23 protein-coding genes and 4 tRNA genes are annotated in these 25,916 nt (G+C 60.5%); 18 read left to right on the top strand and 9 right to left on the bottom strand.

Annotated elements, in window-relative coordinates:
- Positions 1 to 68 precede the first annotated feature (68 nt).
- Together C3418_RS14180 and trpS are read left to right on the top strand one after the other, a co-directional pair.
- Positions 69 to 503 (top strand): universal stress protein, encoded by a 435-nt coding sequence (locus C3418_RS14180; RefSeq protein WP_010672329.1) that lies wholly within the window; start codon positions 69 to 71, stop codon positions 501 to 503.
- A 191-nt stretch (positions 504 to 694) separates the two neighbouring features.
- Positions 695 to 1,708: a tryptophan--tRNA ligase gene (trpS, locus tag C3418_RS14175; protein ID WP_103858753.1), complete on the top strand. Its 1,014-nt coding sequence runs from the start codon at positions 695 to 697 to the stop codon at positions 1,706 to 1,708.
- On the opposite strand, the gene C3418_RS14170 is transcribed toward trpS, so the two are convergent.
- Positions 1,687 to 2,661, bottom strand: a complete 975-nt coding sequence (locus tag C3418_RS14170) for a LysR family transcriptional regulator (RefSeq protein WP_103261052.1) — start codon at positions 2,659 to 2,661, stop codon at positions 1,687 to 1,689. The two genes, trpS and C3418_RS14170, sit on opposite strands and share 22 nt — an antisense overlap.
- A 91-nt stretch (positions 2,662 to 2,752) precedes the next feature.
- Between C3418_RS14170 and C3418_RS14165 the strand changes: the two genes are divergently transcribed.
- Positions 2,753 to 3,652 carry a DMT family transporter gene (locus tag C3418_RS14165; protein WP_041212088.1) on the top strand — a complete coding sequence of 300 codons (900 nt, stop codon included), beginning with the start codon at positions 2,753 to 2,755 and terminating at the stop codon, positions 3,650 to 3,652.
- The gene (locus C3418_RS14160; RefSeq protein ID WP_103858752.1) at positions 3,637 to 3,798 is read left to right on the top strand and encodes a hypothetical protein; all 162 of its coding nucleotides are present in this window, start codon (positions 3,637 to 3,639) and stop codon (positions 3,796 to 3,798) included. The genes C3418_RS14165 and C3418_RS14160 overlap by 16 nt, the downstream gene beginning before the upstream one ends.
- A gap of 105 nt (positions 3,799 to 3,903) precedes the next feature.
- Here the strand turns inward: C3418_RS14160 and C3418_RS14155 are convergent, their stop codons facing one another.
- On the bottom strand, positions 3,904 to 4,374 hold the full coding sequence (locus C3418_RS14155; RefSeq protein ID WP_103858759.1) for a DUF6314 family protein: 471 nt from the start codon (positions 4,372 to 4,374) through the stop codon (positions 3,904 to 3,906).
- A gap of 42 nt (positions 4,375 to 4,416) precedes the next feature.
- Here C3418_RS14155 and C3418_RS14150 point away from each other — a divergent pair, with 42 nt between their 5' ends.
- On the top strand, positions 4,417 to 5,271 hold the full coding sequence (locus C3418_RS14150; RefSeq protein WP_053287971.1) for a carboxylate/amino acid/amine transporter: 855 nt from the start codon (positions 4,417 to 4,419) through the stop codon (positions 5,269 to 5,271).
- Positions 5,272 to 5,334: 63 nt separating this feature from the next.
- On the opposite strand, the gene C3418_RS14145 is transcribed toward C3418_RS14150, so the two are convergent.
- Positions 5,335 to 6,198, bottom strand: a complete 864-nt coding sequence (locus tag C3418_RS14145; RefSeq protein ID WP_181023105.1) for a sensor domain-containing diguanylate cyclase — start codon at positions 6,196 to 6,198, stop codon at positions 5,335 to 5,337.
- 158 nt (positions 6,199 to 6,356) lie between these two features.
- A complete protein-coding gene (locus tag C3418_RS14140) occupies positions 6,357 to 7,070 on the bottom strand; it encodes a 3-deoxy-D-manno-octulosonic acid kinase (protein ID WP_010672321.1) in 714 nt (237 codons plus the stop codon).
- Between the two features lie 138 nt (positions 7,071 to 7,208).
- Here C3418_RS14140 and C3418_RS14135 point away from each other — a divergent pair, with 138 nt between their 5' ends.
- The 7 genes from C3418_RS14135 to C3418_RS14100 all read left to right on the top strand — a co-directional run bounded on the left by C3418_RS14135 (position 7,209) and on the right by C3418_RS14100 (position 14,588).
- Positions 7,209 to 8,309, top strand: coding sequence for a glycosyltransferase family 9 protein (locus tag C3418_RS14135; protein ID WP_103858758.1), 1,101 nt, complete (start codon positions 7,209 to 7,211; stop codon positions 8,307 to 8,309).
- Between the two features lie 256 nt (positions 8,310 to 8,565).
- Positions 8,566 to 9,192 carry a guanylate kinase gene (gene gmk / locus C3418_RS14125; protein ID WP_039040668.1) on the top strand — a complete coding sequence of 209 codons (627 nt, stop codon included), beginning with the start codon at positions 8,566 to 8,568 and terminating at the stop codon, positions 9,190 to 9,192.
- Positions 9,193 to 9,271: 79 nt separating this feature from the next.
- Positions 9,272 to 9,547 carry a DNA-directed RNA polymerase subunit omega gene (gene rpoZ, locus C3418_RS14120; RefSeq protein WP_005307060.1) on the top strand — a complete coding sequence of 92 codons (276 nt, stop codon included), beginning with the start codon at positions 9,272 to 9,274 and terminating at the stop codon, positions 9,545 to 9,547.
- Between the two features lie 135 nt (positions 9,548 to 9,682).
- Positions 9,683 to 11,800, top strand: a complete 2,118-nt coding sequence (spoT, locus tag C3418_RS14115) for a bifunctional GTP diphosphokinase/guanosine-3',5'-bis pyrophosphate 3'-pyrophosphohydrolase (protein ID WP_039040667.1) — start codon at positions 9,683 to 9,685, stop codon at positions 11,798 to 11,800.
- A gap of 107 nt (positions 11,801 to 11,907) precedes the next feature.
- Positions 11,908 to 12,651, top strand: coding sequence for a tRNA (guanosine(18)-2'-O)-methyltransferase TrmH (gene trmH / locus C3418_RS14110; protein ID WP_162540507.1), 744 nt, complete (start codon positions 11,908 to 11,910; stop codon positions 12,649 to 12,651).
- Positions 12,641 to 13,681 carry an alpha/beta fold hydrolase gene (locus C3418_RS14105; RefSeq protein ID WP_103858749.1) on the top strand — a complete coding sequence of 347 codons (1,041 nt, stop codon included), beginning with the start codon at positions 12,641 to 12,643 and terminating at the stop codon, positions 13,679 to 13,681. The genes trmH and C3418_RS14105 overlap by 11 nt, the downstream gene beginning before the upstream one ends.
- Positions 13,682 to 13,784: 103 nt before the next feature.
- The gene (locus C3418_RS14100; protein ID WP_103858757.1) at positions 13,785 to 14,588 is read left to right on the top strand and encodes a Cof-type HAD-IIB family hydrolase; all 804 of its coding nucleotides are present in this window, start codon (positions 13,785 to 13,787) and stop codon (positions 14,586 to 14,588) included.
- A gap of 70 nt (positions 14,589 to 14,658) precedes the next feature.
- On the opposite strand, the gene C3418_RS14095 is transcribed toward C3418_RS14100, so the two are convergent.
- The 5 genes from C3418_RS14095 to C3418_RS14075 form a co-directional block, all read right to left on the bottom strand.
- Positions 14,659 to 15,177: a ricin-type beta-trefoil lectin domain protein gene (locus C3418_RS14095; protein ID WP_103858748.1), complete on the bottom strand. Its 519-nt coding sequence runs from the start codon at positions 15,175 to 15,177 to the stop codon at positions 14,659 to 14,661.
- Between the two features lie 171 nt (positions 15,178 to 15,348).
- Positions 15,349 to 15,425, bottom strand: a tRNA-Pro gene (locus C3418_RS14090).
- 59 nt (positions 15,426 to 15,484) lie between these two features.
- Positions 15,485 to 15,570, bottom strand: a tRNA-Leu gene (locus C3418_RS14085).
- Between the two features lie 20 nt (positions 15,571 to 15,590).
- A tRNA-His gene (locus tag C3418_RS14080) sits at positions 15,591 to 15,666 on the bottom strand.
- A gap of 50 nt (positions 15,667 to 15,716) precedes the next feature.
- Positions 15,717 to 15,793, bottom strand: a tRNA-Arg gene (locus tag C3418_RS14075).
- Between the two features lie 263 nt (positions 15,794 to 16,056).
- Here C3418_RS14075 and C3418_RS14070 point away from each other — a divergent pair.
- The 6 genes from C3418_RS14070 (at position 16,057) to C3418_RS14045 (ending at position 25,777) form a co-directional block, all read left to right on the top strand.
- Positions 16,057 to 16,647 (top strand): TetR/AcrR family transcriptional regulator, encoded by a 591-nt coding sequence (locus C3418_RS14070; RefSeq protein ID WP_042016162.1) that lies wholly within the window; start codon positions 16,057 to 16,059, stop codon positions 16,645 to 16,647.
- On the top strand, positions 16,644 to 17,750 hold the full coding sequence (locus tag C3418_RS14065; RefSeq protein ID WP_039040661.1) for an efflux RND transporter periplasmic adaptor subunit: 1,107 nt from the start codon (positions 16,644 to 16,646) through the stop codon (positions 17,748 to 17,750). The genes C3418_RS14070 and C3418_RS14065 overlap by 4 nt, the downstream gene beginning before the upstream one ends.
- A 15-nt stretch (positions 17,751 to 17,765) precedes the next feature.
- Positions 17,766 to 20,846, top strand: coding sequence for a multidrug efflux RND transporter permease subunit (locus C3418_RS14060; RefSeq protein ID WP_103858747.1), 3,081 nt, complete (start codon positions 17,766 to 17,768; stop codon positions 20,844 to 20,846).
- 120 nt (positions 20,847 to 20,966) lie between these two features.
- A complete protein-coding gene (locus C3418_RS14055; RefSeq protein WP_103858746.1) occupies positions 20,967 to 22,925 on the top strand; it encodes an ATP-binding protein in 1,959 nt (652 codons plus the stop codon).
- Positions 22,926 to 23,001: 76 nt separating this feature from the next.
- Positions 23,002 to 24,351 (top strand): glutathione-disulfide reductase, encoded by a 1,350-nt coding sequence (gorA, locus tag C3418_RS14050; protein WP_103858745.1) that lies wholly within the window; start codon positions 23,002 to 23,004, stop codon positions 24,349 to 24,351.
- A 100-nt stretch (positions 24,352 to 24,451) separates the two neighbouring features.
- The gene (locus tag C3418_RS14045) at positions 24,452 to 25,777 is read left to right on the top strand and encodes a site-specific integrase (RefSeq protein WP_103858744.1); all 1,326 of its coding nucleotides are present in this window, start codon (positions 24,452 to 24,454) and stop codon (positions 25,775 to 25,777) included.
- Positions 25,778 to 25,916: the final 139 nt, after the last annotated feature.

Here is a 25,916-nt window from a genome sequence, read left to right as displayed (position 1 = left end):
GCGACGATGCCGTTTTAGTTTCAGCAGACATTGGTATAGTGGACCCAGGATCAGTGAGGAGAACTCCCATGAATGGAACCTATTACAAACACGTACTGGCCGCGATCGACCTGTCGGAAGACAACCGCAAGGTGATCGAGAAGGCGGTCGACCGGGCCCGCTCCAACGGCGCCAAGCTGTCGGTGATCCATGTGGATGTGGACCTCAAGGATCTCTACACCGAGATGATCGACATCGACATCGACAACGTGCAGGACCAGGTGATCGCCGAAGCGAAGGAGAAGCTGGAAGCCTTCCTCGCCTCGGTGGACTACCCCATCGAGAAGAAATTGGTGATCTGCGGCGATCTGAGCGAGCGGGTCAACCAGGCGGTCAAGGACTACCAGATCGACCTGCTGGTGTGCGGCCATCGCCAGAGCTTCTGGAGCCTGCTCACCTCGAGCGCACGCCAGCTGATGAATACCGTGCCCTGCGACATGCTGGTCGTGCCCTTGCAGAAGTGATCGAACAGGCGTAGTGTGATTTGCCATGAATATGACCTCATTCAATCACAACTACTGGTGGTGCTGCTTCTAAACAGGCGGCACTGCTTTTCTATGTAAAATTTCCCAAAGAAAACACCGTGACCGCCGAGAGGCGGTCATTGTTTTCATCCCTTTGTCGCCTCCCGGCTCACCCCACTGGAGAGAGTGACATGCACAACCCCGTGATCCTGACCGGCGACCGCCCCACCGGCAAACTGCACATCGGCCACTACGTCGGCTCCCTGCGCCAGCGCGTGGCCGCCCAGCACCATTACCGCCAGTTCGTCATGATCGCCGATCTGCAGGCGCTGACCGACAACGGCCACAACCCGGCCAAGGTGACCGACCACGTGCTGGAGGTGATGGCCGACTACCTGGCCGCCGGCCTCGACCCGGCCAAGACCACCTTCTGCCTGCAGAGCGCCCTGCCCGCCCTCGCCGAACTCACGACCTACTACCTCAACCTGGTCAGCGTCGCCCGGCTGGAGCGCAACCCCACGGTGAAGGCCGAGATCCAGCAAAAAGGGTTCGAGCGCAGCCTGCCCGCCGGCTTCCTCGTCTATCCGGTCAGCCAGGCCGCCGACATCACCGCCTTTCGTGCCACTCACGTGCCGGTGGGCGAGGATCAGCTGCCCATGCTGGAGCAGACCAACGAGATAGTGCGCCGCTTCAACACCCTGGTTGGCAAAGAGGTGCTGACCGAGTGCCAGCCCATCCTGAGCGACACCGGCCGCCTGCCCGGCATCGACGGCAAGGCCAAGATGTCCAAGTCCCTTGGCAACACCATCGAACTCGGCATGTCGAGCGACGAGATCAAGCAGGCGGTGTTCGCCATGTATACCGACCCCAATCACCTCAAGGTGAGCGATCCGGGTCAGGTGGAGGGCAATACGGTGTTCGCCTATCTGGATGCCTTCCACCCTGACAAGGCCCTGGTGGCCGAGATGAAGGCCCACTACCAGCGCGGCGGTCTGGGGGACATGCGCTGCAAACAGGTACTCAACGACTGCCTGCAGGCCCTGCTTGCCCCGATGCGGGAGCGGCGCGAGGCGGCCATCGCCGACAAACGTCAGCTGCTGCGCCTGTTGCAGCAGGGCACCGAGCAGGCCCGGGCCCTCACCGACGAGGTGCTGGCCGAGGTGAAGGGGGCGATGGGGCTGGACTACTTCTCCGGATTGGCGTGATCTGCCCCCTGCGGCGTGGGATGGCCGAGCGCATCCGCGCCGTAGCGCTCCCTCGCCAGCCGGTGCAACAACCCCTTGAACCAGCCGATCGCCTCGTCATGGGCACTGAGCGGGTGGCCCGCCATCAGGTAGACGATGGGGATGGCGGGTTCCAGCTGGTGCAGGCGCAACGGATAGTGGCGACAGAAGTGGCGCCCGATCATCTCGGGCACCACCACCAGGTAACGGCCGGTCGCCATCAGCGGCGGTACCGCCATAAAGCTCGGCAGCCTGACCCCCAGCTCCCGCTCCACCCCGAAACGGGCCAGCCAGAGATCCACCATGGCCTGGCTGTGGCCCCAGCTGGAGGTGTGGATGTGGGGCCGGCTGACCAGTTCTCCCGGCCCCAGCATGTCGGGCAGAGCGCTGCCGAGGGGAGACAAACAGACCAGCGGATTGCTGAACCACTCCTCGCGCCACAACCGGGGCGAGAGGTGGTTGGCACCGGCAAACCCGATCACCAAATCCAGTTCCCCCTTCTCCAGCTCCCGCTCGTAGTCGCTGTCCGCCAGCTCGCACACTTCCAGTCGGCAGTGGGGAGCCTGCTGCACCATCCACTCCACCAGCACCGGCACCAGGCCGTGCTCCACCGAGCCCGGGGTGGCGATGCGAAAGATCCGCCGCGCACTTGCCGGGTCGAATCCCTTGGCCTGACGCAGCCCCTGCTCCAGCATGGCCAGCGCCTGGCGCACCGGGCTCGCCAACGCCTTGGCCCGTTCGGTCGGCATCATCTCGCGCCGACTCATCACGAACAGCGGGTCATCCAGCGCCTGGCGCAAGCGCCCCAGCGCATGGCTGACGGTGGACTGGGAGAGGTGCAGCCGTTCGGCGGCACGGGTGACGTTGCGCTCCTGCATCAGCATGTCGAACACGGTGAGCAGGTTGAGGTCGAGGCGGGAGAGGGGCAGTTCCATCGATATTGGCCATAGTTGAATGACGACAATTCATTTTTGGCATAGTAGCAGATTGCATAGAATGCGCAGGCGAATTACATCGGAGATTCAAATGCGTAGCTATCTGTTGTTGCTGGCGATCGGCCTGTTGTGGGGCTCCCAGTTCATTTTCATGCACCAGGCCGTGGCTGAACTGCCCCCCATCATGGTGGCCGCCGGACGCGCCCTGTGTGGCAGCCTGACCCTGGGTCTGCTCTGCCTGTTCATGCGCCTCAAGAGTGAACACACGCCCTGGCGAACCTATATGCTGATCGCCCTGCTCGACGCCACCATCCCCTTCATCATGGTGGCCTGGGGACAACAGTATGTGGACAGCGCCATCGCGGCCGTGGTCATGGGTTGTATCCCCTTTGTGACCATTCTGGCGGCTCCCTTGTTTATTTCTGGTGAAAGAATCACCAAGGGCGGCCTCGTCTCCGTGATCATCGGCTTCATCGGCGTGCTGGTACTGTTCTGGCCCAAGCTGACCAGCGGCATGAATGCCGGCCTGCTCGGTGCCATGGCCATCCTGTTCGGTGCCAGCTGCTTCGCCATCGGCCTGCTGATGATCAAGCGCTTCGCCAAGGACCATCCTGTGGTCGTGGCCCGCAACATCCTGATCTCCTCGGCCATCCAGCTGCTGCTGGCCGCGCCCTTCGTTGCCGACCTGAGTAGCCTCACCCTGCCGAGCCAGCAGGCCATGGGCGCCGTCGCCATGCTGGGGATCTTCTGTACTGGCCTGGTCTACTTCCTCTACATGGCGCTGATCCAGAAGGCGGGCCCGACCTTCGCCTCCTTCAGCAACTACCTGGTGCCGCTGTTCGGCGTCATGCTGGGAGCCCTGTTCCTCGGCGAGCAGATCCAGTCCACCACGGGCGTGGCGCTGGCCCTGATCCTGGGTTCGGTCGCCCTCAACCAGTGGGCACAGCAGCGCCGCCAACAGCGGGAGGCTGCCCTATGTCAGGCATCCTGACCACCCTCTGCGGCGGTCTGGTACTGATAGCCGGCTGGCAGTATCGCCACCGGCTGGCCGGGGTGCTGGGTCTGCTGATGCTGCTGCTGCCCTGGTTCTTCGACAGCAAGCTGCAAGCCATGCTGAACTATGCACTGAATGCCTGAAGACCCTCTCTGCGTGTGTGACGAGAGTGTATCTCTCCTGTTTTTGGGACCGTTTTAACAAAACCTCCGATTTGTCCCCTCTACCGGCGCCCTGCGCCGGTTTTTTTATCTCTGCGCCTCTGCTCCGTAGCGATAACTCAACCACTCGTTCTTGCGCGGCCCCGTTATCTGCCAGGCGAGCAGGAAACCCTCGCCGGTTTCGGTCAGCTCGGCGCTGTAGTGATCCTGCCCGCACAGGTGAGGCTCGGCCGTGACCCAGTGCCCGTCCCCCCGGGGCAACAGCTCGAACAGCATCACCGGCTGCTCGTAGCGCAGGTGGGAGAGCATGATCCCCCGTGCGGTGCGCTGCCACCAGAAGCGGTTGTGCATGGTCAGCTCCCGGCCATGGGGCGTGGTGTAGCGACCCGTCTCGGCATACAGCCACCCCCCATGGTGATCGGTCACCACCACGGCACCCTCCCCGCGACCGCACCAGTCGGTGGCGGATCCGACCCCGTTGCTCGCCTCGAAGGCAAATGCTCCGATCTGTGACAACCCTTCCCATAAACGCTGGATCGCGCCTTCCAACTCGGCCATCATAGCGCCCTCCAAATTGACAACTGACGACAATTCAATCACATGAACTACTTGATAGGGGTTACCCTGCTCTGGTCCTTCTCCTTCAGCCTGATCGGGGTCTACCTCGCCGGTCAGGTGGATGCCTACTTCTCGGTACTGACCCGCATCGTGCTCGCCAGCCTGGTGTTTCTGCCCTTCCTGCGCCGTCGCTGGCTGCGCCCCGATCTGGTGGCCAAGCTGATGGCCCTCGGTGCCATCCAGCTCGGCATCATGTATCTCTTCTACTACCACTCCTTCCTGCTATTGACAGTACCGGAAGTGCTGGTGTTCACCATCTTCACCCCCATCTATGTCACCCTGATCCACGACCTGCTGGAAGGGCGCTTCAAGCCTGTCTATCTGTGGGGGGCCCTGCTGGCGGTGCTGGGGGCGGCCGTCATCCGTTTCGACGGCCTGACCGAAAACTATGTACTGGGATTCCTGGTGGTGCAGGGCGCCAACGTCTGCTTCGCCCTGGGCCAGGTAGGCTACAAGGTGCTGCTGGCCCGGGAGGCTGAGCAGCCGCCCCAGCTGGCGGTGTTCGGCTGCTTCTATCTGGGCGCCCTGGTGATCGCCCTGCCCGCCTGGTGGCTGCTGGGCAAACCTCAATATCCCGCCAGCTCCCTGCAATGGGGCATCCTCTTCTGGCTGGGGGTCGGGGCATCCGGGCTCGGCTACTTCCTGTGGAACAAGGGGGCGACCCTGGTCAGCAGCGGCGTGCTGGCCATCATGAACAACGCCTTGATCCCCGCGGGTCTGCTGGTCAATCTGGTGCTCTGGGGAAAGGATACCGACCTGCTCAGGCTCGGTCTGGGCGCCCTGCTGATGCTGGCTTCTCTCTGGGTCTGCCAGCGTCAGCAGGTCAGTGAGCGCTGACTGAAAACCATTGACGCTGATGGGTCCATCGGCGTCAATGGGTTCGCGGACAGTGACTGGCCATCAGCCGACCACGGCGTTGTGTTCCCGCTTCGCCTGACCGTGGCAGGAGGCCAACCGGGCCAGCAGGTGATCGAGCTGCTCGGCACTCTGGCTCTGCACCAGGCCGATGCTCACGGTCACCGGGCGCTGGGGCAGCAGGCTGGCGTCGGCGATCTCGAGACGCAGCCGCTCGGCAATCTCCAGGCCGCTCAACCGATCGGTCTGGGAGAGCATCAGGATGAAGCCGTCTTCGTCCCAACGGGCGAAGGGATCTTCCCGGCGCAGCTCGCGGCGCACGATGCGGGCCAGCTTGGCCAGCATGGCGTCGCAGGCCGCCTCCCCGAACAACTGCAGGATCTTGCTGCGGTGATCCACGCTGAACTGCAGCAGACAGAAACTGCCGCTCTCGCTGGCCAGCCGTTCATCCAGCAACAGCTCGAAGTGGCTGCGGCTCTCGAGGCCGGTGAGGGGATCCGTGTCATGGCGATCCTCCAGGGACGCCATGGCGGCATCCAGATGGCGAACCACCCCCAGCAGTTGACCCCCTTCGTCGCGACGGACCCGCTCCTCCAGCCGGATGTAATGGCCCTGATGGTGCAGGATGCGGTACTCGAGTCGAAGCCCGTTGCTGCGCCCATGCTGACAGGCCTCCAGGGCCTCTGCCAGACGGGGAGCATCATCCGGATGTACCCGATCCAGCCAGCCGAGATCTCCCAGCTCGCCCCCCTCCAGACCCAGCAGTTGCAGACAGGAAGGGTCCCGCCTCAGACCCTGCCCGGCCGACCAGGTCCAGATCCCGGCCTCCAACATCGCCATGGCCTGTGCCATCAGCGTCACCTCAAGGGGAGTGGTGACCTCAACCCCGGGAGTCTCATACCTTTCCATCACGCGCCTCGAAACCGGATCTGAATATCTGTCCAAGCAATCACACTCAATAAGTAACATTGGTGCTGGCGCCGAGCAATCGCGCCAGCATCGCTGGCCTCGCACCTCTCGCCTCTGGTGGTCCGCCATCAGGGCTTGCTACGAAGTGAAGCCCGACGTCACGCCACCTTGCCCTGATAGCCTGCCATCAGCGCTTGCCAGTTCTCCGGCACGAAGTGGAAGCTGGTGTGCAGTTGCGACTCCTTGTTAAAGGAGCGCAGCAACCGCTCCAGGTTGGCCTGCTGCCAGTTGCCGGGGGAGCGGATGGCTCCTTTGTCGAAGTCGATCACCCACACCTTGCCCTCCTTGTCGAGCAGCAGGTTGTGGCTGTTGAGATCCGCATGATAGACCCCTGCATCGTGCAACTGGCGCACCGTTTTGCCTATCTTGTGCCACACCTCACCGGCGATCGGCCCCTGCTTGAGCAGGGCCACCAGATCCTTGGCGCCGCGAATGCGCTCAATCAGGATGTCGGCCCGATAGAAGGGCCCCTGCTTGACCATGCGGGCCGCAAAGGGGCGCGGCACCGGCAGCCCCTGTTCACTCAGAGTCGCCAGCAGACGATATTCAGCCATGGCTCGGCTGCTCTCCACCCCCTCAAACCAGAACCGGTCACGCACCAGCTTGCCCACCATGCCGCCACGGTAGTAGTGACGCAGCACCAAGTGGCGGGATTCATCCTTCACGAACCAGGTCACCCCGCGGCCGATGGAAGAACCCACCACCTGGCGATGGGTCTGCCACCAGACAGGATCGAACAAGGCAGGGGAAGGATCGCGGAAGACTCCGTCGGCATACCAGCAGACCTGGTTGTGGGTGGTGTGTGTCAGCATGATGAGAATTCCGGTCGATAGTGGGTGCAGGGCATCCATTCAGAAAGCCGTGCCGGTCGGGCAACCGGCGCAATTTTACAATCCACAGGGGAGTTTGCATAATGCCATCCATCCATTTTGCCATCGTTGCGCCACATCATGCCGCTGTTCCAAACGCCGCCCTCCTCCATCTGCATCCTGCGGCTCTCCGCCATCGGAGATTGCTGCCACGCGCTGGCGCTGGTACGCGTCATCCAGCGGGAGTGGCCCCAGACCCGCATCACCTGGATCACCGGCAAGATTGAGGCGACCCTGTTCGCCGATCTGCCGGGGGTCGAGGTCATTCCCTTCGACAAGAGCAAGGGGTGGCGCGGCTATCGCGATCTCTGGCAGACCCTCAAGGGGCGCAGGTTTGATGCCCTGCTCCACCTGCAGGCCGCCATGCGCGCCAGCATCGCCACCCTCGGCATCAAGGCCAAGGTCAAACTCGGGTTTGATCGGGAGCGCGCCAGCGACGGTCAGTGGTTGTTCACCAACCATCGGGTCCCCTCACCCGCCTCCCCCCACGTGCTGGACGGCTTTCTCGCCTTCGCCAAAGAGCTCGGGATAAAGGATCTGACCCCGGACTGGCAACTGCCCATCAGCGCCGAGCACCAGACCTGGGCGAAGGAGAAAATTGGCGGCAAGCCGACCCTGCTCATCTGCGCCGCTGCCAGCAAGGCATTCAAGAATTGGACTGCCGCCGGCTACGCCGCGCTGGCGGATCACGCAACAGACAAGGGCTTTCAGGTCTATCTGTGCGGCGGACCGGCCAGGCTGGAGCGGGATCTCGCCGCCGAGATCCAGCGCCTCAGCCAGAGCAAGCCGGAAGATTTGGTGGGGCAGACCAGCCTCAAGCAATTGCTGGCGCTGATTGGCGAGGCGAGCCTGGTGCTGGCCCCGGATACCGGCCCTGCCCACATGGCCACCCTGGTGGGGACACCCGTGATCGGCCTCTACGCCCACCACAACCCCGCCCGTACCGGCCCCTATCTGTGCCGGGATTATCTGGTCAGCGTCTATCAGGAGCTGATTGAGCAGGAGACCGGCAAGCCGCTGGCCGAGCTCGGCTGGCGCACCCGCCTCAAGGATCCGGACGCCATGGCCAAGATAAGCCGCGAGCGGGTCATCGCCGCCTTCGACAGCCTCTGTACCGACAAGCATCTTCTACCAACCCAGGGCAACTCGGAAATTCCGAGCCCTGGCGCAGGGATAATCTGATGGCCCGGCCCCGGCTCCGTGGGCAGAATGGCCCTCTATGCGGGTAACGCCCGCACAGCAAGCTACGGATATTTTGATCGGCTGGAATATGATTCCGGCCGTTTTTTTATCCGCCCCCATCTGCTAAGATTCGCCGCCTTTACATCCTCCTGACTCTGATTCCTCCGCGCATTGCGAGCAACCGTCTCCCTTATCGGGCACAAGACGGCGGCCTCTGCTACAACCAAAGCGCGGATCATCGCTTAAAGGTACAGACATGGCGCAACAAGGCACTCTCTATATCATCTCTTCCCCGAGCGGGGCCGGTAAGTCCAGCCTGCTCAATGCCTTGCTGACCCAGCACAACGCCGCCGGCAAGATGCAGCTGTCGGTCTCCCATACCACCCGCGCCACCCGTCCCGGTGAAGAGCACGGGGTGCACTACCACTTTGTCAAGGTGGAAGAGTTCAAGGCGCTGATCGAGCGCGGTGACTTTCTGGAGTGGGCAGAAGTCTTCGGCAACTACTACGGCACTTCCCGCGCCGCCATCGAGGCCTGCCTGGCGCAGGGCATCGACGTCTTCCTCGACATCGACTGGCAGGGCGCCCGCCAGATCCGCGAACAGATGCCGACCAAGTCCATCTTCATCCTGCCTCCCAGCCGCGAGGAGCTGGAGCGCCGCCTGATCGGCCGCGGCCAGGACAGCGCCGAGGTGATCAAGGGCCGGATGGAGAAAGCCATTGCCGAAATGGTGCACTATGACGAGTATGACTATGTCATCATCAATGAAGACTTTGAGCTGGCACTGTTCCAGCTCAGGGCCGTCATCGAGTGCCAGCGCCTGGAAATGCGTCAGCAACAGCAGGCCCAGCAAAACTTGCTGAAACAGCTACTGGCAGAGTAAGCCAAAAACAAGTAAACTTTTGCGTCATTTTTAAACACCGCTTTTTCAATCACAGAAAGCCCAAACACTGGAGTCCCGCATGGCCCGCGTTACTGTAGAAGATGCTGTAAAACAGGTAGGTAACCGTTTTGACCTGGTGCTGGTCGCCGCGCGCCGCGCCCGTCAAATCGCGGTACAAGGCAAGGATCCCCTGGTCGACGAAGAGAACGACAAGCCGACCGTGATCGCCCTGCGCGAGATCGAACTGGGTCTGGTCAACAACCAGGTGATGGATACTCAGGACCGCTACGAGCAGCAAGAGCAGGAAGCCGCCGAGCTGGCTGCCGTTGCTGCCATCGCAGAAGGTCGCGGCTAAGTCAGTCGCCTCCCATAGTCGGCACCCGCCCGGGTGCCGGCTGTTCTCCCCATTTACAACCGCTCGAAAACCTCGCAAACTCGAGGGCATACCCTCAATTTCACGGATTGCCGTTTAACCGCTGCGGGGACTGTCTTGTATTTATTTGAAAATCTTAAAGAAATAGCCAGTTCCTACCTGCCACCCGAGCAGGTTGAGAAGCTCAGGCAAGCCTATGTGGTAGCCCGTGATGCTCACCAGGGACAGATGCGTTCCAGTGGTGAACCCTACATCACTCATCCCGTTGCCGTGGCCCGCATCCTGGGCGACATGCGCCTCGATCACGAGACCCTGATGGCTGCCGTGCTGCACGACGTCATCGAAGATACCCCTGTCACCAAGGACGATCTTGCCGAGCAGTTTGGCAACGCCGTCGCCGAGCTGGTCTCCGGTGTCTCCAAGCTCGACAAGCTGAAGTTCCGCGATCGCAAGGAAGCCCAGGTCGAGAACTTCCGCAAGATGATGATGGCCATGACCCAGGACATCCGTGTCATCCTGATCAAGCTGGCCGACCGCACCCACAACATGCGCACCTTGGGATCTTTGCGGCCGGACAAGCGCCGCCGCATCGCACGGGAAACCCTCGAGATTTTCGCCCCCATCGCCAACCGCCTCGGTATTCACACCATGAAGAACGAGCTGGAAGAGCTCGGCTTCGAGGCGCTCTACCCCATGCGCTCCCGGGTACTGCGGGAATCGGTACGCCGCGCCCGTGGCAACCGGCGTGAGATCATCGACTCCATCCAGAGCGAGATTGAGGGGCGTCTGCGGGAAGCCGGCATCGATGCCCAGGTGAGCGGACGCGAGAAGAACCTGTTCTCCATCTACAACAAGATGGAGAAGAAAGAACTGCAATTCCACGAAGTGATGGATATCTATGCTTTCAGAGTGAGAGTGAAAGACATAGACACCTGCTACCGGGTGCTTGGGCAGATGCACAGCCTCTACAAGCCGCGCCCCGGTCGCTTCAAGGATTACATCGCCATCCCCAAGACCAACGGCTACCAGTCCCTGCACACCTCCCTAGTGGGCCCCCACGGGGTACCGGTGGAGGTGCAGATCCGCACCGAGTTCATGGACCAGATGGCCGACAAGGGCGTCGCCGCCCACTGGGCCTACAAGCAGGATGGGGACAGCTCGGGTACCACGGCCCAGATCCGCGCCCAACGCTGGATGCAGAGCCTGCTGGAGCTGCAACAGAGCGCCGGCAGCTCCTTCGAGTTCATCGAGGGAGTCAAGACCGACCTCTTCCCCGACGAGATCTACGTCTTCACACCGGAGGGCCGCATCATGGAGCTGCCCGCCGGCGCCACCCCGGTGGACTTCGCCTACACGGTGCACACCGACATCGGTCACGCCTGCGTCGGTTCCCGGGTCGACCGCCACCCCTATCCGCTGAGCAGCCCGCTGCACTCCGGTCAGACTGTGGAGATCATCACGGCCCCCGGCGCCCGCCCGAATGCGGCCTGGCTCAACTTCGTGGTGACCACCAAGGCGCGCTCCAAGATACGTCAGTTCCTCAAGAATCTGCGCACCGAAGAGTCCGTGGTGCTGGGCCGCCGCCTGCTCAACCATGCCCTCGGCGCCAAGAACATCGAAGACATCCCGGAAGCCCGCGTCAAGCAGGTGCTGGCCGACACCAAACACGAGAACCTGCAGGGGCTGCTGGCCGACGTGGGCCTTGGCAACGCCATGAGCGTCATGGTGGCACGCCGCATGCTCGGGGATGAGCTGCCGCCGGAAGAGCAACCCAAATCCACCAGCAAAAAGATGCCGATCAAGGGGGCCGACGGCATGCTGGTCACCTTCGCCAACTGCTGCCGCCCCATCCCGGGGGACGCCATCATCGCCCACATCAGCCCGGGCAAAGGACTGGTGATCCACCAAGAGTCCTGCCGCAACATCAAGGGCTACAGCCGCGAACCGGACAAATACCTGCCGGTGCAGTGGGAGGTGGACAAGGAGCAGGAGCAGGAATTCCGCACCGGCATCAGCATCGAGATCGTCAACCACCAGGGCGCCCTGGCGGAGCTGGCCAACGTGATTGCCGCCACCGGCGCCAACATCCACGCCATCAGCACCGAGGAGAAAGATGGCCGGGTCTATGTGGTCACCCTGCTCATCACCACCAAGAGCCGGATCCACCTCGCCAACATCATGCGCAAGATCCGGGTCATGCCCAACGTGCTCAGGGTGAGCCGACAGAAAAACTGAACACAGGCGGCGCAAGCCGCCTGCTGCTTTTCAAGAGATACCCAGGGCCCCATGCCGCAGGCCACCAGCCTTGTTGCATGCACCGGCCTCACGACATAGAAACCGACATGACTCCTGAACGCTTCAAACGCATTTCCGACATGCTGGCCCAGCGCCAGCTCGACCTGACCGTCTGCATGGAAGAGGTTCATAAACCTCACAACCTGGCCGCCATCGTGCGCACCGCCGATGCCATCGGCATCCACCGGGTGCACGCGGTCTGGCCCAAGAGCTGGATCCACAAGCGCAAGGGCACCGCCCGCGGCAGCCAGAACTGGGTGGACGTGAAGCTGCACCCGGACATCGGCAGTGCCGTGACCGAACTCAAAGCCTCCGGCATGCAGATCCTGGCGACCCACCTCTCCGATAGCTCCGTGGACTTTCGTGCCATCGACTACACCAAACCCACCGCCATCCTGGTGGGCCAGGAGAAGCACGGCATCGGCGAAGAGGCGCTGGCCCTGGCCGATCACCATATCGTCATCCCCATGGTGGGCATGGTGCAGTCCCTCAACGTCTCGGTGGCCGCCGCCGCCATCCTCTACGAGGCCCAGCGCCAGCGCGAACTGGCCGGCTGTTATCAGCGCGGCTGCCCACTCAGCCTGGAAGAGCAGAACACCATCTTGTTCGAGGGGGGCTATCCCGTCTATGCCCAGCTCTGCAAGGAGAAAGAGATGCCCTACCCCCAGCTCGGTCCGGCCGGCGAGATCCTGGCGGACGAACGCTGGTGGCAGCAGATGCAGCTGACCCGCAAGGGCTGGGCCGCCCAGCAATCGGATGATCCTTCGGAAGAGTACACTGATGAAGCTTAACCACCTGCCCCTGCTGGCCCTGACCCTGTTTTCTGCCGGAGCCCTTGCCGTGAGCAATCCTTACCAGCTGACCACTGAAGCCGACGTCCCCGCCCTCTATCAGCAGACCCTGCCCGACTTCTGGCGCGACCATGCCGCCCCGGGGGAGTTCAAGGGCAAGGACGGGGTCACCCTCCGCTATGCCGCCCTGCGCCAACCCAAGATCGATCGCGCCATCCTCATCGTCAACGGCCGGGTCGAGAGCTACCTCAAGTATCAGGAGCTGGCCTGGGATCTCTGGCGCCAGGGTTACAGCCTCTACCTCATCGATCATCGCGGCCAGGGAATGTCAGACCGCATGCTAGCCGACAAAGAGAAGGGGTATGTCGACCAGTTCGACGACTATGTCGCCGATCTCAAACAGTTTCATGACGAAGTGATTGTACCGGACAAGCCTGCCAAGCTGTTCCTGCTGGCCCACTCCATGGGGGGGGCCATCTCGGCCCGCTATCTGGAACGCTGGCCGAACGACATCCAGGCGGCGGTGCTCTCCTCCCCCATGATGGGCATCAACCTCGGCGGCCTGCCCAAGTGGCTAGCCAAGGGGTTGGCGGCTACCATCGGCACGGTCGGCGGCTGGGTGGGCGAGCCCCCCTACGGCCCGGGTCAGGGACCCTATGAGGATCACGGCTTTGCCGACAACGAGCTGACCCACAGCACGGCGCGTTATCAGGCCTTCCGCCAGATCTACGAACAGCATCCCCAGGTCAGGCTGGGGGGCGCCACCGCCCACTGGATCCATCAGGCCATCACAGGATCGGACGCGGCCGTGGCCGACGCCGGCGCCATCAAGACGCCGCTGCTGCTGCTGCAGGCCGGCGAGGACAGCGTGGTGGACAACGGCGCCCAGGAGGCCTTCTGCGCCAAGGCCCAATGTGAAGGGAGCAAGCCGCTGCGTATCGAAGGGGCCTGGCACGAGCTCTTCATCGAGGCGGATCCCCAGCGCCACGCCGCGCTCAATGCAACCCTGGCCTTCTTCGCGCGCTACTGACGCGACCAGAAGGGGCTGGTTATTTTTTGGATCCCTAAATAAATGGGGTGACGGCAGACGCTGGGGTACACTCCCCCGGCGTTCAATTGAAGTCGAGGTAATGATGTTCAAGGTAGTTGTGTCCGATCTCGATGGTACCCTGCTCAACGGGCAGCACCAGATCTCCTCCCGCACCCGGGATACCCTGCACCGCCTGGTCGACCAGGGCGTCAAGTTCGTGGTCGCCACCGGCCGTCACCATGTGGATGTGCGCAGCATCCGCGATGCACTGGGGCTGGATATCTACCTCATTACCTCCAACGGCGCCGTGGTACACGACAAGCAGGATCAACTGGTCTACAACCAGGCGCTACCGAGCACGGTGGCGGCCGAGCTGATCGCCATGGAACGCGACCCGTCCATCCACATCAACGTCTACTACGGCGACGAGTGGCTGGTGGAAGAGGAGCTGCCCTGGTTGCTGCAGTTCCATCACGACTCCGGCTTCAGCTACCGCATGGCGGATCTGGCCAACCACCCGAAGGACAGGGTCAACAAGGTGTTCTACATCGGCGACCACGACAAGCTGCTGAAGATAGAGGCGCACCTCAACCAGCAATATGGTGATCGACTCAACGTCACCTTCTCCCTGCCTGACTGCCTCGAGGTGATGCACGCCGGCGTGCACAAGGGCAATGCCGTGCGCGCCGTGCTGGAGCAGCACGGCCTGGAGATGTCCCAGGCAGTGGCCTTTGGCGATGGCATGAACGACTTCGAGATGCTGAGCATGGTGGGCCGCGGCGTGGTCATGGGCAACGCCCACGATCGCCTCAAACAGGCCCTGCCAGAGCATGAACAGACCCTCACTTCCGATGAAGATGGCGTTGCCGTCTATCTGGAGAAACTGTTCGCCTCCCAGACCCGCTGATAAGGCATCCCCATCGCGGATAGAAAAAGGGTGGCCCATGTGACCACCCTTTTTGTTTCTCGCCCTCTTGTCACCACGCCAGTGCCGGGTGCATCAGACGGTTCAACAGCGTGCCGGATGGCGTCCACTCAAAGCTCTGGTTGGCGCCGCCATAGCATTCGGCGAGGCGCAGGGGGACGGCCGGCTTATGACGGCGACCCGCCACATCCAGGCACAGCGACATCTGCCGATTGAACAGACGATCCCCCTGCCACAGCCATTGATGGCTCTCCTCCCGGCACACCTCCATCCCCAGACCATCTTCCCCTCTGGCGACCAGGCAATCCCCGGCCAGTTGCAGGGCGCCGACATCCCAGCTGAATGACTGGTTCGGTTGCTGATCGCAGGGCTGAGTCAGCAGACGGCCCTGCTCGCTCAGGGTCACGCAGAAGCCACCACTGGTCACCAAGGTGGCCTCGAGTTTGGCCTTTGGCTTGGGGGCGGCGCCCATCAGAAGATCATCCGGTTTCGGCTGCAGGGCGCAACCACCCAGCAGCAGTGCGGCCATGGCCAGCACGGAGAGTTGAAGAGAAGTGATATGGTGATGCATAGGCCTCGTATCTGGTCCGTGCCCGAGCGTCCCCTGTCTCGCGGCTCCGGGCCCCAGCATAGCGAACTCGTGGCGAACGGGCGCCTGAAGAAGTGTAAAAAGACGTGACAGGAAAAAGCGGAACAGAAACGCCAAAAAGCAAAAACCCCGCCTGAGCGGGGTTTTCAAATGTGGTCGGTGATAAAGGATTCGAACCTTTGACCCTCTGGTCCCAAACCAGATGCGCTACCGGGCTGCGCTAATCACCGAGGGGGTATTCCAAAAACACAAAGATGACCATCTGGTCATCCTCGTCATACAGCAAGTATGGTGCGAAGAGAGGGACTCGAACCCTCACACCCGGGGGGCACTAACACCTGAAGCTAGCGCGTCTACCAATTCCGCCACCTTCGCGTACCTGACAAGCTGTAAAATGGGGTGGCTGATGGGGCTCGAACCCACGACAACCGGAATCACAATCCGGGACTCTACCAACTGAGCTACAGCCACCACAGCTGCTTTCGTTCTTCAACACGCCCGTTTAACCGGCGCACTTTTGATGGTGCGCCCGACAGGATTCGAACCTGTGACCTCTGCCTCCGGAGGGCAGCGCTCTATCCAGCTGAGCTACGGGCGCTACGCTGTCGAACGGGGCGCATTATTGATGATGATGCCGACCTTGTCTACTCTTTTTTTGACACAAAGAATCAAGTGCCTGTTTTTTAATCACTTCCGACCCTTTTCAACTATTTTTGTTTTGTTCAGGCTGGATCCAGCAATTCCCCACTACTTTTTGAATCCCTCACCCCATAGGGTCAAAGATGATGGGCAATGCTTGACTTGCCTTTGCGCCCACCTAGAATGAATGAACGTTCATTCAGTCGTTGACCTCTGATAACCATGGATAAGAAAGAACGCATTTTCGAAGCAGCTCACGAGATCCTCGGCGAGCAGGGCTTCTACGGCCTTTCCATTGCCGTGGTCGCCAAGAAAGCCAAGGTGGCGGCAGGTACCATATATCGCTATTTCAGCGACAAGGATGACCTGATCCGCCAGCTCTATCAGCACACTATCCTCAAGTTTCATCCCCTGGTCATGGAAGGTGTGCAGATAGAAGAGGTGTCCTATGAGCAGTATCGGCGCCTCTGGCTCAACATCGATGCCATCTTCACCAGCTACCCCAATGCACTCAAGTGCAAATTGCAGTACGAAAGTTCTCCATTGGGGGCTGAATTGGAGCGGGATCCGGTCATAATGGCGACGTGGGCGCCACTTGAGCGCTTCTTTGAGCAAGGACGCCAACAGGGACTCTTCATCGATCTCCCCATTCTGGTGTTGCAAGCATTGAGTCTGGATTGCGTGGCCAACCTGGCACAGCAGCGCCGGGTTCACGATTTCGAATTGACGCAGGAACAGCTGGAGACGGTCATCCGGGCCAGCTGGAATGCCATTTTAAACCCTAATGTTTCCATCACAGGAGCCTGTTCATGAAAAAGTGGATGGCCATCATGTTGCTGATAGCACTCGCCCTGTTTGGCAGTGTCATCGGCTTCAATATGTTCAAGCAGAAGAAGATTGCAGAGTTCATGGCCAATCGGCCCGAGCCCGAGTTCCCGGTCACCGCCATGGTCACCAAGGCGCAGGACTGGGTCCCCACCATTGAAGCCATCGGCTTCATCGAGCCGAACCAGGGGGTCACCCTCTCCAGCGAGCTGTCAGGCACCATCGACAGCATCCGGTTCGAATCGGGGGCACATGTCAAAGCGGATCAACTGCTGCTGAGCCTGGACTCCAGTGTGGAAAAAGCCAATCTGAACTCCTCCCAGGCCAGACTGCCGGCAGCCAGGGCCAAGTTCGAGCGCTACAAGAACCTCTATCAGAAGAACTCCATCTCCCGGGACCAGCTGGATGATGCCGAGGCAAGCTACCGCTCCCTGGAGGCGGACATCGACAGTCTGAAGGCCACCATCGCCCGTCGTGAGGTGCGAGCCCCCTTCAGCGGTGCCGTGGGCCTGCGCAACGTCTTCCTCGGCCAGTATCTGGAACCGGGTACCCAGATTGTGCGCCTCGAAGACACCAGCGTGATGCGCCTGCGCTTCACCGTGCCCCAGACCGATATCTCCAAAATCACCCTGGGACAGACCATCAAGATCAACGTGGATGCCTATCCCCAGACCCAGTTTGACGGCCAGATCACGGCCATCGAGCCCGCGGTCAACTATCAGAGCGGCCTGATCCAGGTGCAGGCAGACATTCCGAACAACGACGGCCAGCTCCGTTCCGGCATGTTCGCCCGCGCCAGCATCATACTGCCCACGGTGAAAGACCAGATCGTGATCCCGCAGTCCGCCATCTCCTTCACCCTCTATGGCGAGAACGTCTACGTCATTCACGAGGCTGACGGCGTGAAACGCGCCAAGCAGGTGGTGGTCAAGGCAGGTGAGCGTCGTGGCAACGATGTCCATGTGCTGTCCGGCATCAAGGCTGGCGATCAAATCGTGCTGTCGGGTCAGGTTCGCCTGAGCAACGATACCAAGGTGCACGTGGTCGAGAACGATGCCCTTGCCGTTCCGGCACAAACCCCGATGCTGTAAGCGCGGAGAGCTGCGATGCGATTTACTGACATATTCATAAAACGGCCTGTGCTGGCGATCTCACTCAGCTTCCTGATAGCCCTGCTGGGCTTCCAGGCCATCTTCAAGATGCAGGTGCGTGAATACCCCGAGGTGATCAACACCGTCATCACGGTCAACACCAGCTACTATGGCGCCAGTGCGGACCTGATCCAGGGCTTCATCACCCAGCCCCTGGAGCAGGCGGTCGCCCAGGCCGACAACATCGACTTCATGACCTCCTCGAGCCAATTGGGCAGTTCCACGGTGACGGCGTACATGAAGCTCAACACCGATCCGAACGCCGCGCTGTCCGACATCCTGGCCAAGGTCAACTCGGTGCGTTCCCAGTTGCCCAAAGAGGCGGAAGACCCTTCAGTCACCTCCTCCACCGGCTCCACCACGGCGGTGCTCTACATGGGCTTCACCAGCCCGGAGCTCAACTCCAGCCAGATCACCGACTACCTGGAGCGGGTCATCAAGCCCCAGCTGTTTACCGTGGGCGGGGTCTCCAAGGTGGATCTGTATGGCGGTGTCGAATTCGCCCTGCGGGTGTGGCTGGATCCGGCCAAGATGGCCGCCTTTGACCTGACCTCAAGCGACGTGATGACGGTGCTCAACAGCAACAACTATCAGTCCGCGACCGGCCAGGCCACCGGCTATTTCACCCTGTTCAACGGCAACGCCGAGACCCAGGTCGGCAACATCGAAGAGCTCAAGCGTCTGGTGGTCGCCACCCGCGACAGCAAGGTGATCCGTCTCTCCGACATCGCCAAGGTCTCCCTGGAGAAGAGCCACGACATCTATCGCGCCAGCGCCAACGGCCGCGAGGCCGTAGTTCTGGCCATCAACGCAGCCCCGACAGCCAACCCCATCAACATCGCCCACGATGTGCTGGAGCTGCTGCCGAGCCTGAAGCGCAACATGCCGAGCACCATGCAGGTGAACGTCCTGTATGACTCCACCATCGCCATCAACGAATCCATCCACGAGGTCATCAAGACCATACTGGAGGCGGCCGCCATCGTACTGGTGGTGATCACCCTGTTCCTCGGTTCGTTCCGGGCGGTCATCATCCCCATCATCACCATTCCCCTGAGCCTCATCGGCGTGGTGATGATGATGGACATGTTCGGCTTCTCCATAAACCTCATGACTCTGCTGGCGATGGTGCTGGCCATCGGTCTGGTGGTGGATGACGCCATCGTGGTGCTGGAGAACGTCGACCGTCACATCAAGGAAGGGGAAGAGCCGTTCCGGGCCGCCATCATAGGTACCCGGGAGATCGCCGTGCCCGTCATCGCCATGACGGTCACCCTGGCGGCGGTGTATGCGCCCATCGCCCTGATGGGGGGCATCACCGGCTCCCTGTTCAAGGAGTTCGCGCTGACCCTGGCGGGCGCCGTGTTCGTCTCGGGCATCATCGCCCTGACCCTGTCGCCCATGATGTGCGCCAAGATGCTCAGGGCCAACGAGGAGCCCGGCAAGTTCGAGCGTACCGTACACGATCTGCTGGACCGGATGACGGCCCGCTACGACGCCATGCTCCATGCCGTGATGCAAAAGCGCATCGTGGTCATCCTGTTTGCCGTCATCGTGTTCGCCAGCCTGCCGCTGCTGTTCAAGTTCATTCCGAGCGAGCTGGCCCCGTCCGAGGACAAAGGCGTCATGGCGGTGCTGGGGACGGCGCCTTCCAACGCCAACCTGGACTACATCGAAAACACCATGGCGGACGTGAACAAAGTCCTGGACGACCAGCCGGAGATCGCTTACTCCCAGGTCTTCTCGGGGGTGTTCAACTCCAATCAGGCGTTCGGTATCGCCTCCATGGTGCCCTGGAGCCAGCGTGAAGCGAGCCAGAAAGAGGTGCTGGACCGGGTCGCCGGTCTGGTGAAGGACATCCCCGGGATGGCCATCACCACCTTCCAGTTCCCGGAACTGCCGGGGGCGTCGAGCGGTCTGCCCATCCAGTTCGTCATCACCACCCCGAACAGCTTCGAGAGCCTGTTCCTGATCGCGGGTGAGATGCTGGCGGCAACCCAGGCCAACGGCCAGTTCGTCTATTCGGATCTCGATCTGAACTACGACTCGGCCACCATGAAGATCAGCATCGACAAGGACAAGGCGGGTGCCTACGGCATCACCATGCAGGACATCGGCATCACCATGGGCACCATGATGGCGGACGGTTACGTCAACCGTATCGACCTGGATGGCCGCTCCTACGAGGTGATCCCGCAGGTGGAGCGCAAGTTCCGTCTCAACCCCGAGTCCCTCAAGGGGTACTACGTGCGTGCCGCCGACGGCAAGTCGATCCCGCTGGGCAGCCTGATCAAGATTGAAGTGAAGGGAGAGCCCCGTGCCCTGCCCCACTTCAACCAGCTGAACTCCGCCACCATCGGCGCCGTGCCGGCACCGGGCGTGGCCATGGGGGATGCGATCAACTGGTTCAAGGCGACCGCGGAAGAGAAGCTGCCCCAAGGCTATCGTTACGACTTCATGGGGGAAGCCCGCCAGTTCGTGACCGAAGGGAATGCGCTCTACGCCACCTTCGCCCTGGCCCTGGCCATCATCTTCCTGGTGCTGGCGATCCAGTTCGAATCCGTGCGTGACCCGCTGGTCATCATGGTGTCGGTGCCGCTGGCCATCAGTGGCGCGCTGATCGCCCTGGCGTGGGGCATGGCCACCATGAACATCTACTCCCAGGTCGGTCTCATCACCCTCGTCGGTCTGATTACCAAGCACGGTATTCTGATCTGCGAGGTGGCGAAGGAGGAGCAGCTGCTCCATGGTCTGAACCGGATGCAAGCCGTGATGCAGGCAGCCAAGGTCCGTCTGCGCCCCATCCTGATGACCACGGCGGCGATGATCGCAGGCCTTATCCCGCTGCTCTATGCCTCGGGTGCGGGGGCGGCACAACGCTTCAGCATCGGCATCGTCATCGTGGCGGGTCTGGCCATCGGCACCCTGTTCACCCTGTTCGTGCTGCCGGTCATCTACACCTTCCTGGCATCCGAGCACAAGCCGCTGCCGGAATTCGACGAATCCATCCCGGCAAAAGCCAAGGGCGGTCACTGATCCCAGCCCACACAAATAAGGCCCCGAAAGGGGCCTTGTTTTTATCCATTGGATGACACACGACATAAGTCCATGAAGCAGTTAAACTAAACCGCACTCAATCCAGACCGCAAGGACGCCATGTCAGGAATCTTCTCCAAGGCCGTCGGCCTTAACGGACTCTCTTATCGTCTGCTTTCCTACATTCTGATCTGCAGTACGGTGCTGGCACTGCTCATCACCGTGCTTCAGCTCGCCTGGGACTACAACAAGGATGTGACCGTCATCGAGGCCTGCATCGGCCAGATCGAAGCCTCCTTCCTGCAACCCATCTCGGCCAGTCTCTGGAATCTGGATGAAGAGCAGGTGAAGGTGCAGATCGAGGGCATCATGAACCTGCCCAACATGCAGTTCGTCATGGTCAAGGAGATGCTGGGCAATTCGGAAGTGCCCCTGCTCACCCAGGGGGTGGAGCAGCCCCAATACGACATCTCCCGCGAGTTCACCCTGAGCTACCAGGGGGAAGTGGTCGGCAAGCTGTTCGTCGCCGCCTCCCTGGAGCAGGTCTACCAGCGCCTCATCGAGAAATCCGTGCTGATCCTGGTCAGCCAGACCATCAAGACCCTGGTCGTCTCGTTCTGCATCCTGGTCATCATCTACTATCTGGTGATCCGTCACATCAACCGCATCGTCAGCTATGCCCAGAAACTGAGCCTGGATCGCCTCGCGGTGGAGCTGACCCTGGAAGGTCGCCCCCTGCCCCGCAAGTCCCCTGACGAATTCGATACCCTGGCCGCCACCCTCAACCAGATGCGCACCCGGCTGAACGACGAGTTCACGGCCCGCCATCAGGCCGCCGATCAGCTCCAGCAGGAGCGGGACTTCTCCGCCACCCTGATCAACTCCGCCAACATGGTCATCTGCTGCATGGAGCCGGATCTCAACATCGCCAGCATCAACCCGGCCGCCATCCTGCTGACCGGCTATCACCACCAGGAGCTGTTGCAGCACAACTGGCTGGATCTCTTCGTCAGCAAGGAGCAGCGTGACGAGCTGGCCGCCACCCTGGCCGATCAGGGCGCCCTGGAGGACAGGGAGATCACCATGCACGACCAGCAGGGCAACGAGCTGGTACTGCAGTGGACCTTCGCTCCCTTCTACGAGGGGCCCAACCTCAAGTACCTGATCGGCTTTGGCTATGACATCACCCCCCTCAAGAAGGTGGAGCGGGAGATCACCCTGTTCAACGAGCAGCTGGAAGGCAAGGTGGCTGAACGCACCCGCAGCCTGAGCGATGCCAACGACCAGCTAGGCAAGGCCTATGACGATCTCAAGCAGGCCCAGCAGACCCTGGTGGAGTCGGAGAAGATGGCCTCGCTCGGTTCTCTGGTTGCCGGGGTGGCCCACGAGATCAACACCCCCATCGGCATCAGCGTCACCGCCTCCTCCTACCTGCAGGAGCGGGTGGCCGACTTCAAGCAGCATATCGAGGCCAAGCAGCTCTCCCGCACCTACCTCAACGAATTCACCCAGAATCTCGACGAGTCGATGCAACTGCTGCAAGGCAACTTGAGACGCGCCTCAGAACTCATCGCCAGCTTCAAGCAGGTGGCAGTGGATCAGTCCTCCGAGGCCCGCTACAACTTCAGCCTCGCCGACAACCTGCATCAGGTGGTGGTCTCCCTCGGCTACAAGCTCAAGAAGGCCCAGTGCGAGGTGGACATCCAGTGCGATCCCAAGCTGAGCATCTACTCCTTCCCGGGCAGCTTCACCCAGATCTATTCCAACCTGATCCTCAACTCCATCCATCACGGTTTCGATGGCTGGGACAGGCCCAGAAAGATCACCATCCAGGTGGCGCAGCAGGGAGACGAGCTGGTCATCGACTACAGTGACAACGGCCGCGGCATCCCCCCGGAGATACTGCCGCGCATCTTCGATCCCTTCGTCACCTCCAAGCGGGGCCAGGGTGGCAGCGGGCTCGGCACTCACATCATCTACAACCTGGTGGTCCAGCTGCTGCGCGGCCGCATCCACTGCGCCAGCGAACCGGGCCAGGGCGCCCAGTTCCACATTCGCCTGCCCATCCAGCAGAACTGAGCACCGGCTCTTGTGGGCCGGCCGCTTTGTCCCCATCATGCTGTGACTGCATTCTTAACGAGCGGAGAACCTCGCAATGGCACAGCATTTTGACTACATCGCCATCGGTGGCGGCAGCGGCGGCATCGCCTCGGCCAACCGGGCAGCCATGTACGGCAAGAAAGTCGCCCTGATCGAAGCCAAAGAGCTGGGTGGCACCTGCGTCAACGTCGGCTGCGTACCAAAGAAGGCCATGTGGTATGCAGGCCAGATCGCCGATGCCCTGAAATATGGCGCCGACTACGGCTTCGACACCACGCTCAACCACTTCAGCTGGGCCAGACTGGTCGAATCCCGTCAGGCCTATATCGGGCGCATTCACCAGTCCTACCAGAACGTGCTGGGCAAGAACCAGATCACCGTCATCAAGGGCTTCGCCCGCTTCGTCGACAGCCATACCGTCGAGGTGAACGGCGAGCACTACAGCGCCGATCACATCCTGATTGCCACCGGCGGCCGCCCCGAGGTCCCGACCATTCCGGGCGCCGAACTGGGTATCGACTCCGACGGTTTCTTCGACCTGCAAAGCCAGCCCAAACGGGTTGCCGTGGTGGGTGCCGGCTATATCGCCGTGGAGATCGCAGGCGTGATGCAGGCCCTTGGCTCCGAGACCCATCTGGTGGTGCGCAAGCATGCGCCGCTGCGCAACTTCGACCCCATGATCCACGAGACCCTGGTGGAGATCATGGCGCAGGAAGGGCCCAAGCTGCACACCCACGCCATTCCCAAGGCCGTCATCAAGAACGCCGACGACAGCCTGACCCTGCAACTGGAAGATGGTCGCCACCTCACCGTGGACTGCCTCATCTGGGCCATCGGTCGCGTGCCCGCCACCGACAACCTCAATCTGGCTGCCACCGGCATCACCCTGGACGAGAAGGGCTTCATCCCCACCGACAAGTTCCAGAACACCGACGTCGCCAACCTTTATGCCGTCGGTGACAACACCGGCCGCATCCAGCTCACCCCGGTGGCTGTCGCGGCAGGCCGCCGCCTCTCGGAGCGGCTGTTCAACAACAAGCCGGGCGAGCACCTCAACTACGATCTGGTGCCGACCGTGGTGTTCAGCCACCCGCCCATCGGCACCATCGGCCTGACCGAGCCGGAAGCCGTCGCCGAATACGGTGAAGATCAGGTGAAGGTCTACCGTAGCCAGTTCACCGCCATGTATTCGGCACTGACCCAGCATCGCCAGCCTACCCGGATGAAACTGGTCTGCGTCGGGCCGCAAGAGAAGGTGGTCGGCCTGCACGGCATCGGCTTCGCCATGGACGAGATCCTGCAAGGCTTCGGCGTCGCCATGAAGATGGGGGCCACCAAGACGGACTTCGACAACTGCGTTGCCATCCATCCGACCAGTGCTGAAGAGTTTGTTACCCTTAGGTAGCGGTGTAGGAAAAGCAACCCACACACATAAGTAAATCTGGAAAAGGGCCTGCCACTGTCTATACTGTATGTATGGTCAGTGGCATCTTCTAGGTAGATTTATGTCCTATCTCATTTCTTCAGCAGACGTATGCACCAAAACTAAGCTTAAAACCGATGCCCAAGGCGCGTTGTCTTGCGATCCCATCAGTGGCAACATTGGCTCCTTGCCCACCCTGTTTACCCAGGATGGCACCTTTAATCACGAAGCGAACAGCTACCTGTTCTATCAAAAGGCCATTAATCAAGCCAAAGACCTCTCTTCTTGTGCCAAAGCTCTTTACGCCTACTATCAGTTCCTTGAAGATAACGGCTTGACTTGGGATCACTTCCCGCCAGTAAAGCGTTTAAAGCCTACATACCAGTTTCGCTCTCATTTATTGAAACAAGTCAAACTTGAAGAGCTGGCAAAAAGCACTGCCAGTGTGCGCATGAACCATGTAGTGAATTACTACAAGTGGTTGATGCACGATGGCTACCTCAGAATCAAGAATGAGAAGGAAGCGCCCTTTAAAATTGAATTTGTCTCTGTCAAAAATACAGGGATGCTGGCACATCTCTCCCCTACCTATAACGTGCAAACCAGCGATTTGAGGATAAAAGTCGCACGTGACGCGAACAGCAAAAACGTTCGTCCCTTATCTCCATTAAGTCGTGAATCATTGGCTATCTTGACCCAGCATTTACCACAAACAGCAGAGGAACTGCGTTTACAAGTGCTGCTATCTATTGATACTGGGCTACGCATTAATGAAGTCGCAACATTAACCATTGATGCTCTAAATACGGCCACGCCACTGGCTGAAAGCCAACACCGTTATGAACTATTGCTCTCACCACAAGTAACTGGTGTTCAAACCAAATATAGTAAATCAAGACAGATTGAAATCTCAGCGCAATTGTTGGCAGTGTTGAATGAATATCGCGCCTCAGAGCGCCGCCTAAAACGCTTAACCAAACTCTACGAAAAAATTGAGCTCTTGACCGCTCCTAAAGCATCTTTTCATCAAGCAGCTATAGATACTCTTCAATGGTGCAAAAAGCACGAACCACTTTTTGTCAGCAACCAAGGAAATCCCGTAACCGCTAAATCCATCGAGGCTCGCTGGACAGAGTTCAGGACTCAGCTCAAACAGGTTCATCCATCATTTACACATCGCTTTCATGATCTGCGTTCCACCTACGGCACCTATCGTCTCAATGATCTGTTGGAAGCCAACTTTCCAGCCGTGGAGTGTATGGAGCTGCTAATGGGCTGGATGGGACACAAAAACGAGTCCACCACTTGGAAATATCTACGTTTCTTAAAACAGAAAGAGGCGTTCAAAGTAAAATTTGGGATGCTCGATAGCATCATGCATGAGGCGTTGGGTGGTAACGATGAATAATGTTACCTACATCCGACATTCCGCACCTGATTTAGGAATAAATTTGCCGATAGCGCTCACCCAATACCTCCAAAATGATCTGCTGGTCTCCTGTTAGCTCCGTTACTTGTGGCGGAGCTTCTCCCAGTCGATATTCATG

It is taken from the genome of Aeromonas sp. ASNIH8, assembly GCF_002919855.1.
Lineage (GTDB): Bacteria > Pseudomonadota > Gammaproteobacteria > Enterobacterales > Aeromonadaceae > Aeromonas > Aeromonas caviae.
Note: the sequence above shows the minus strand (reverse complement) of the source record. Positions and strands in the feature narration are given on the sequence as shown.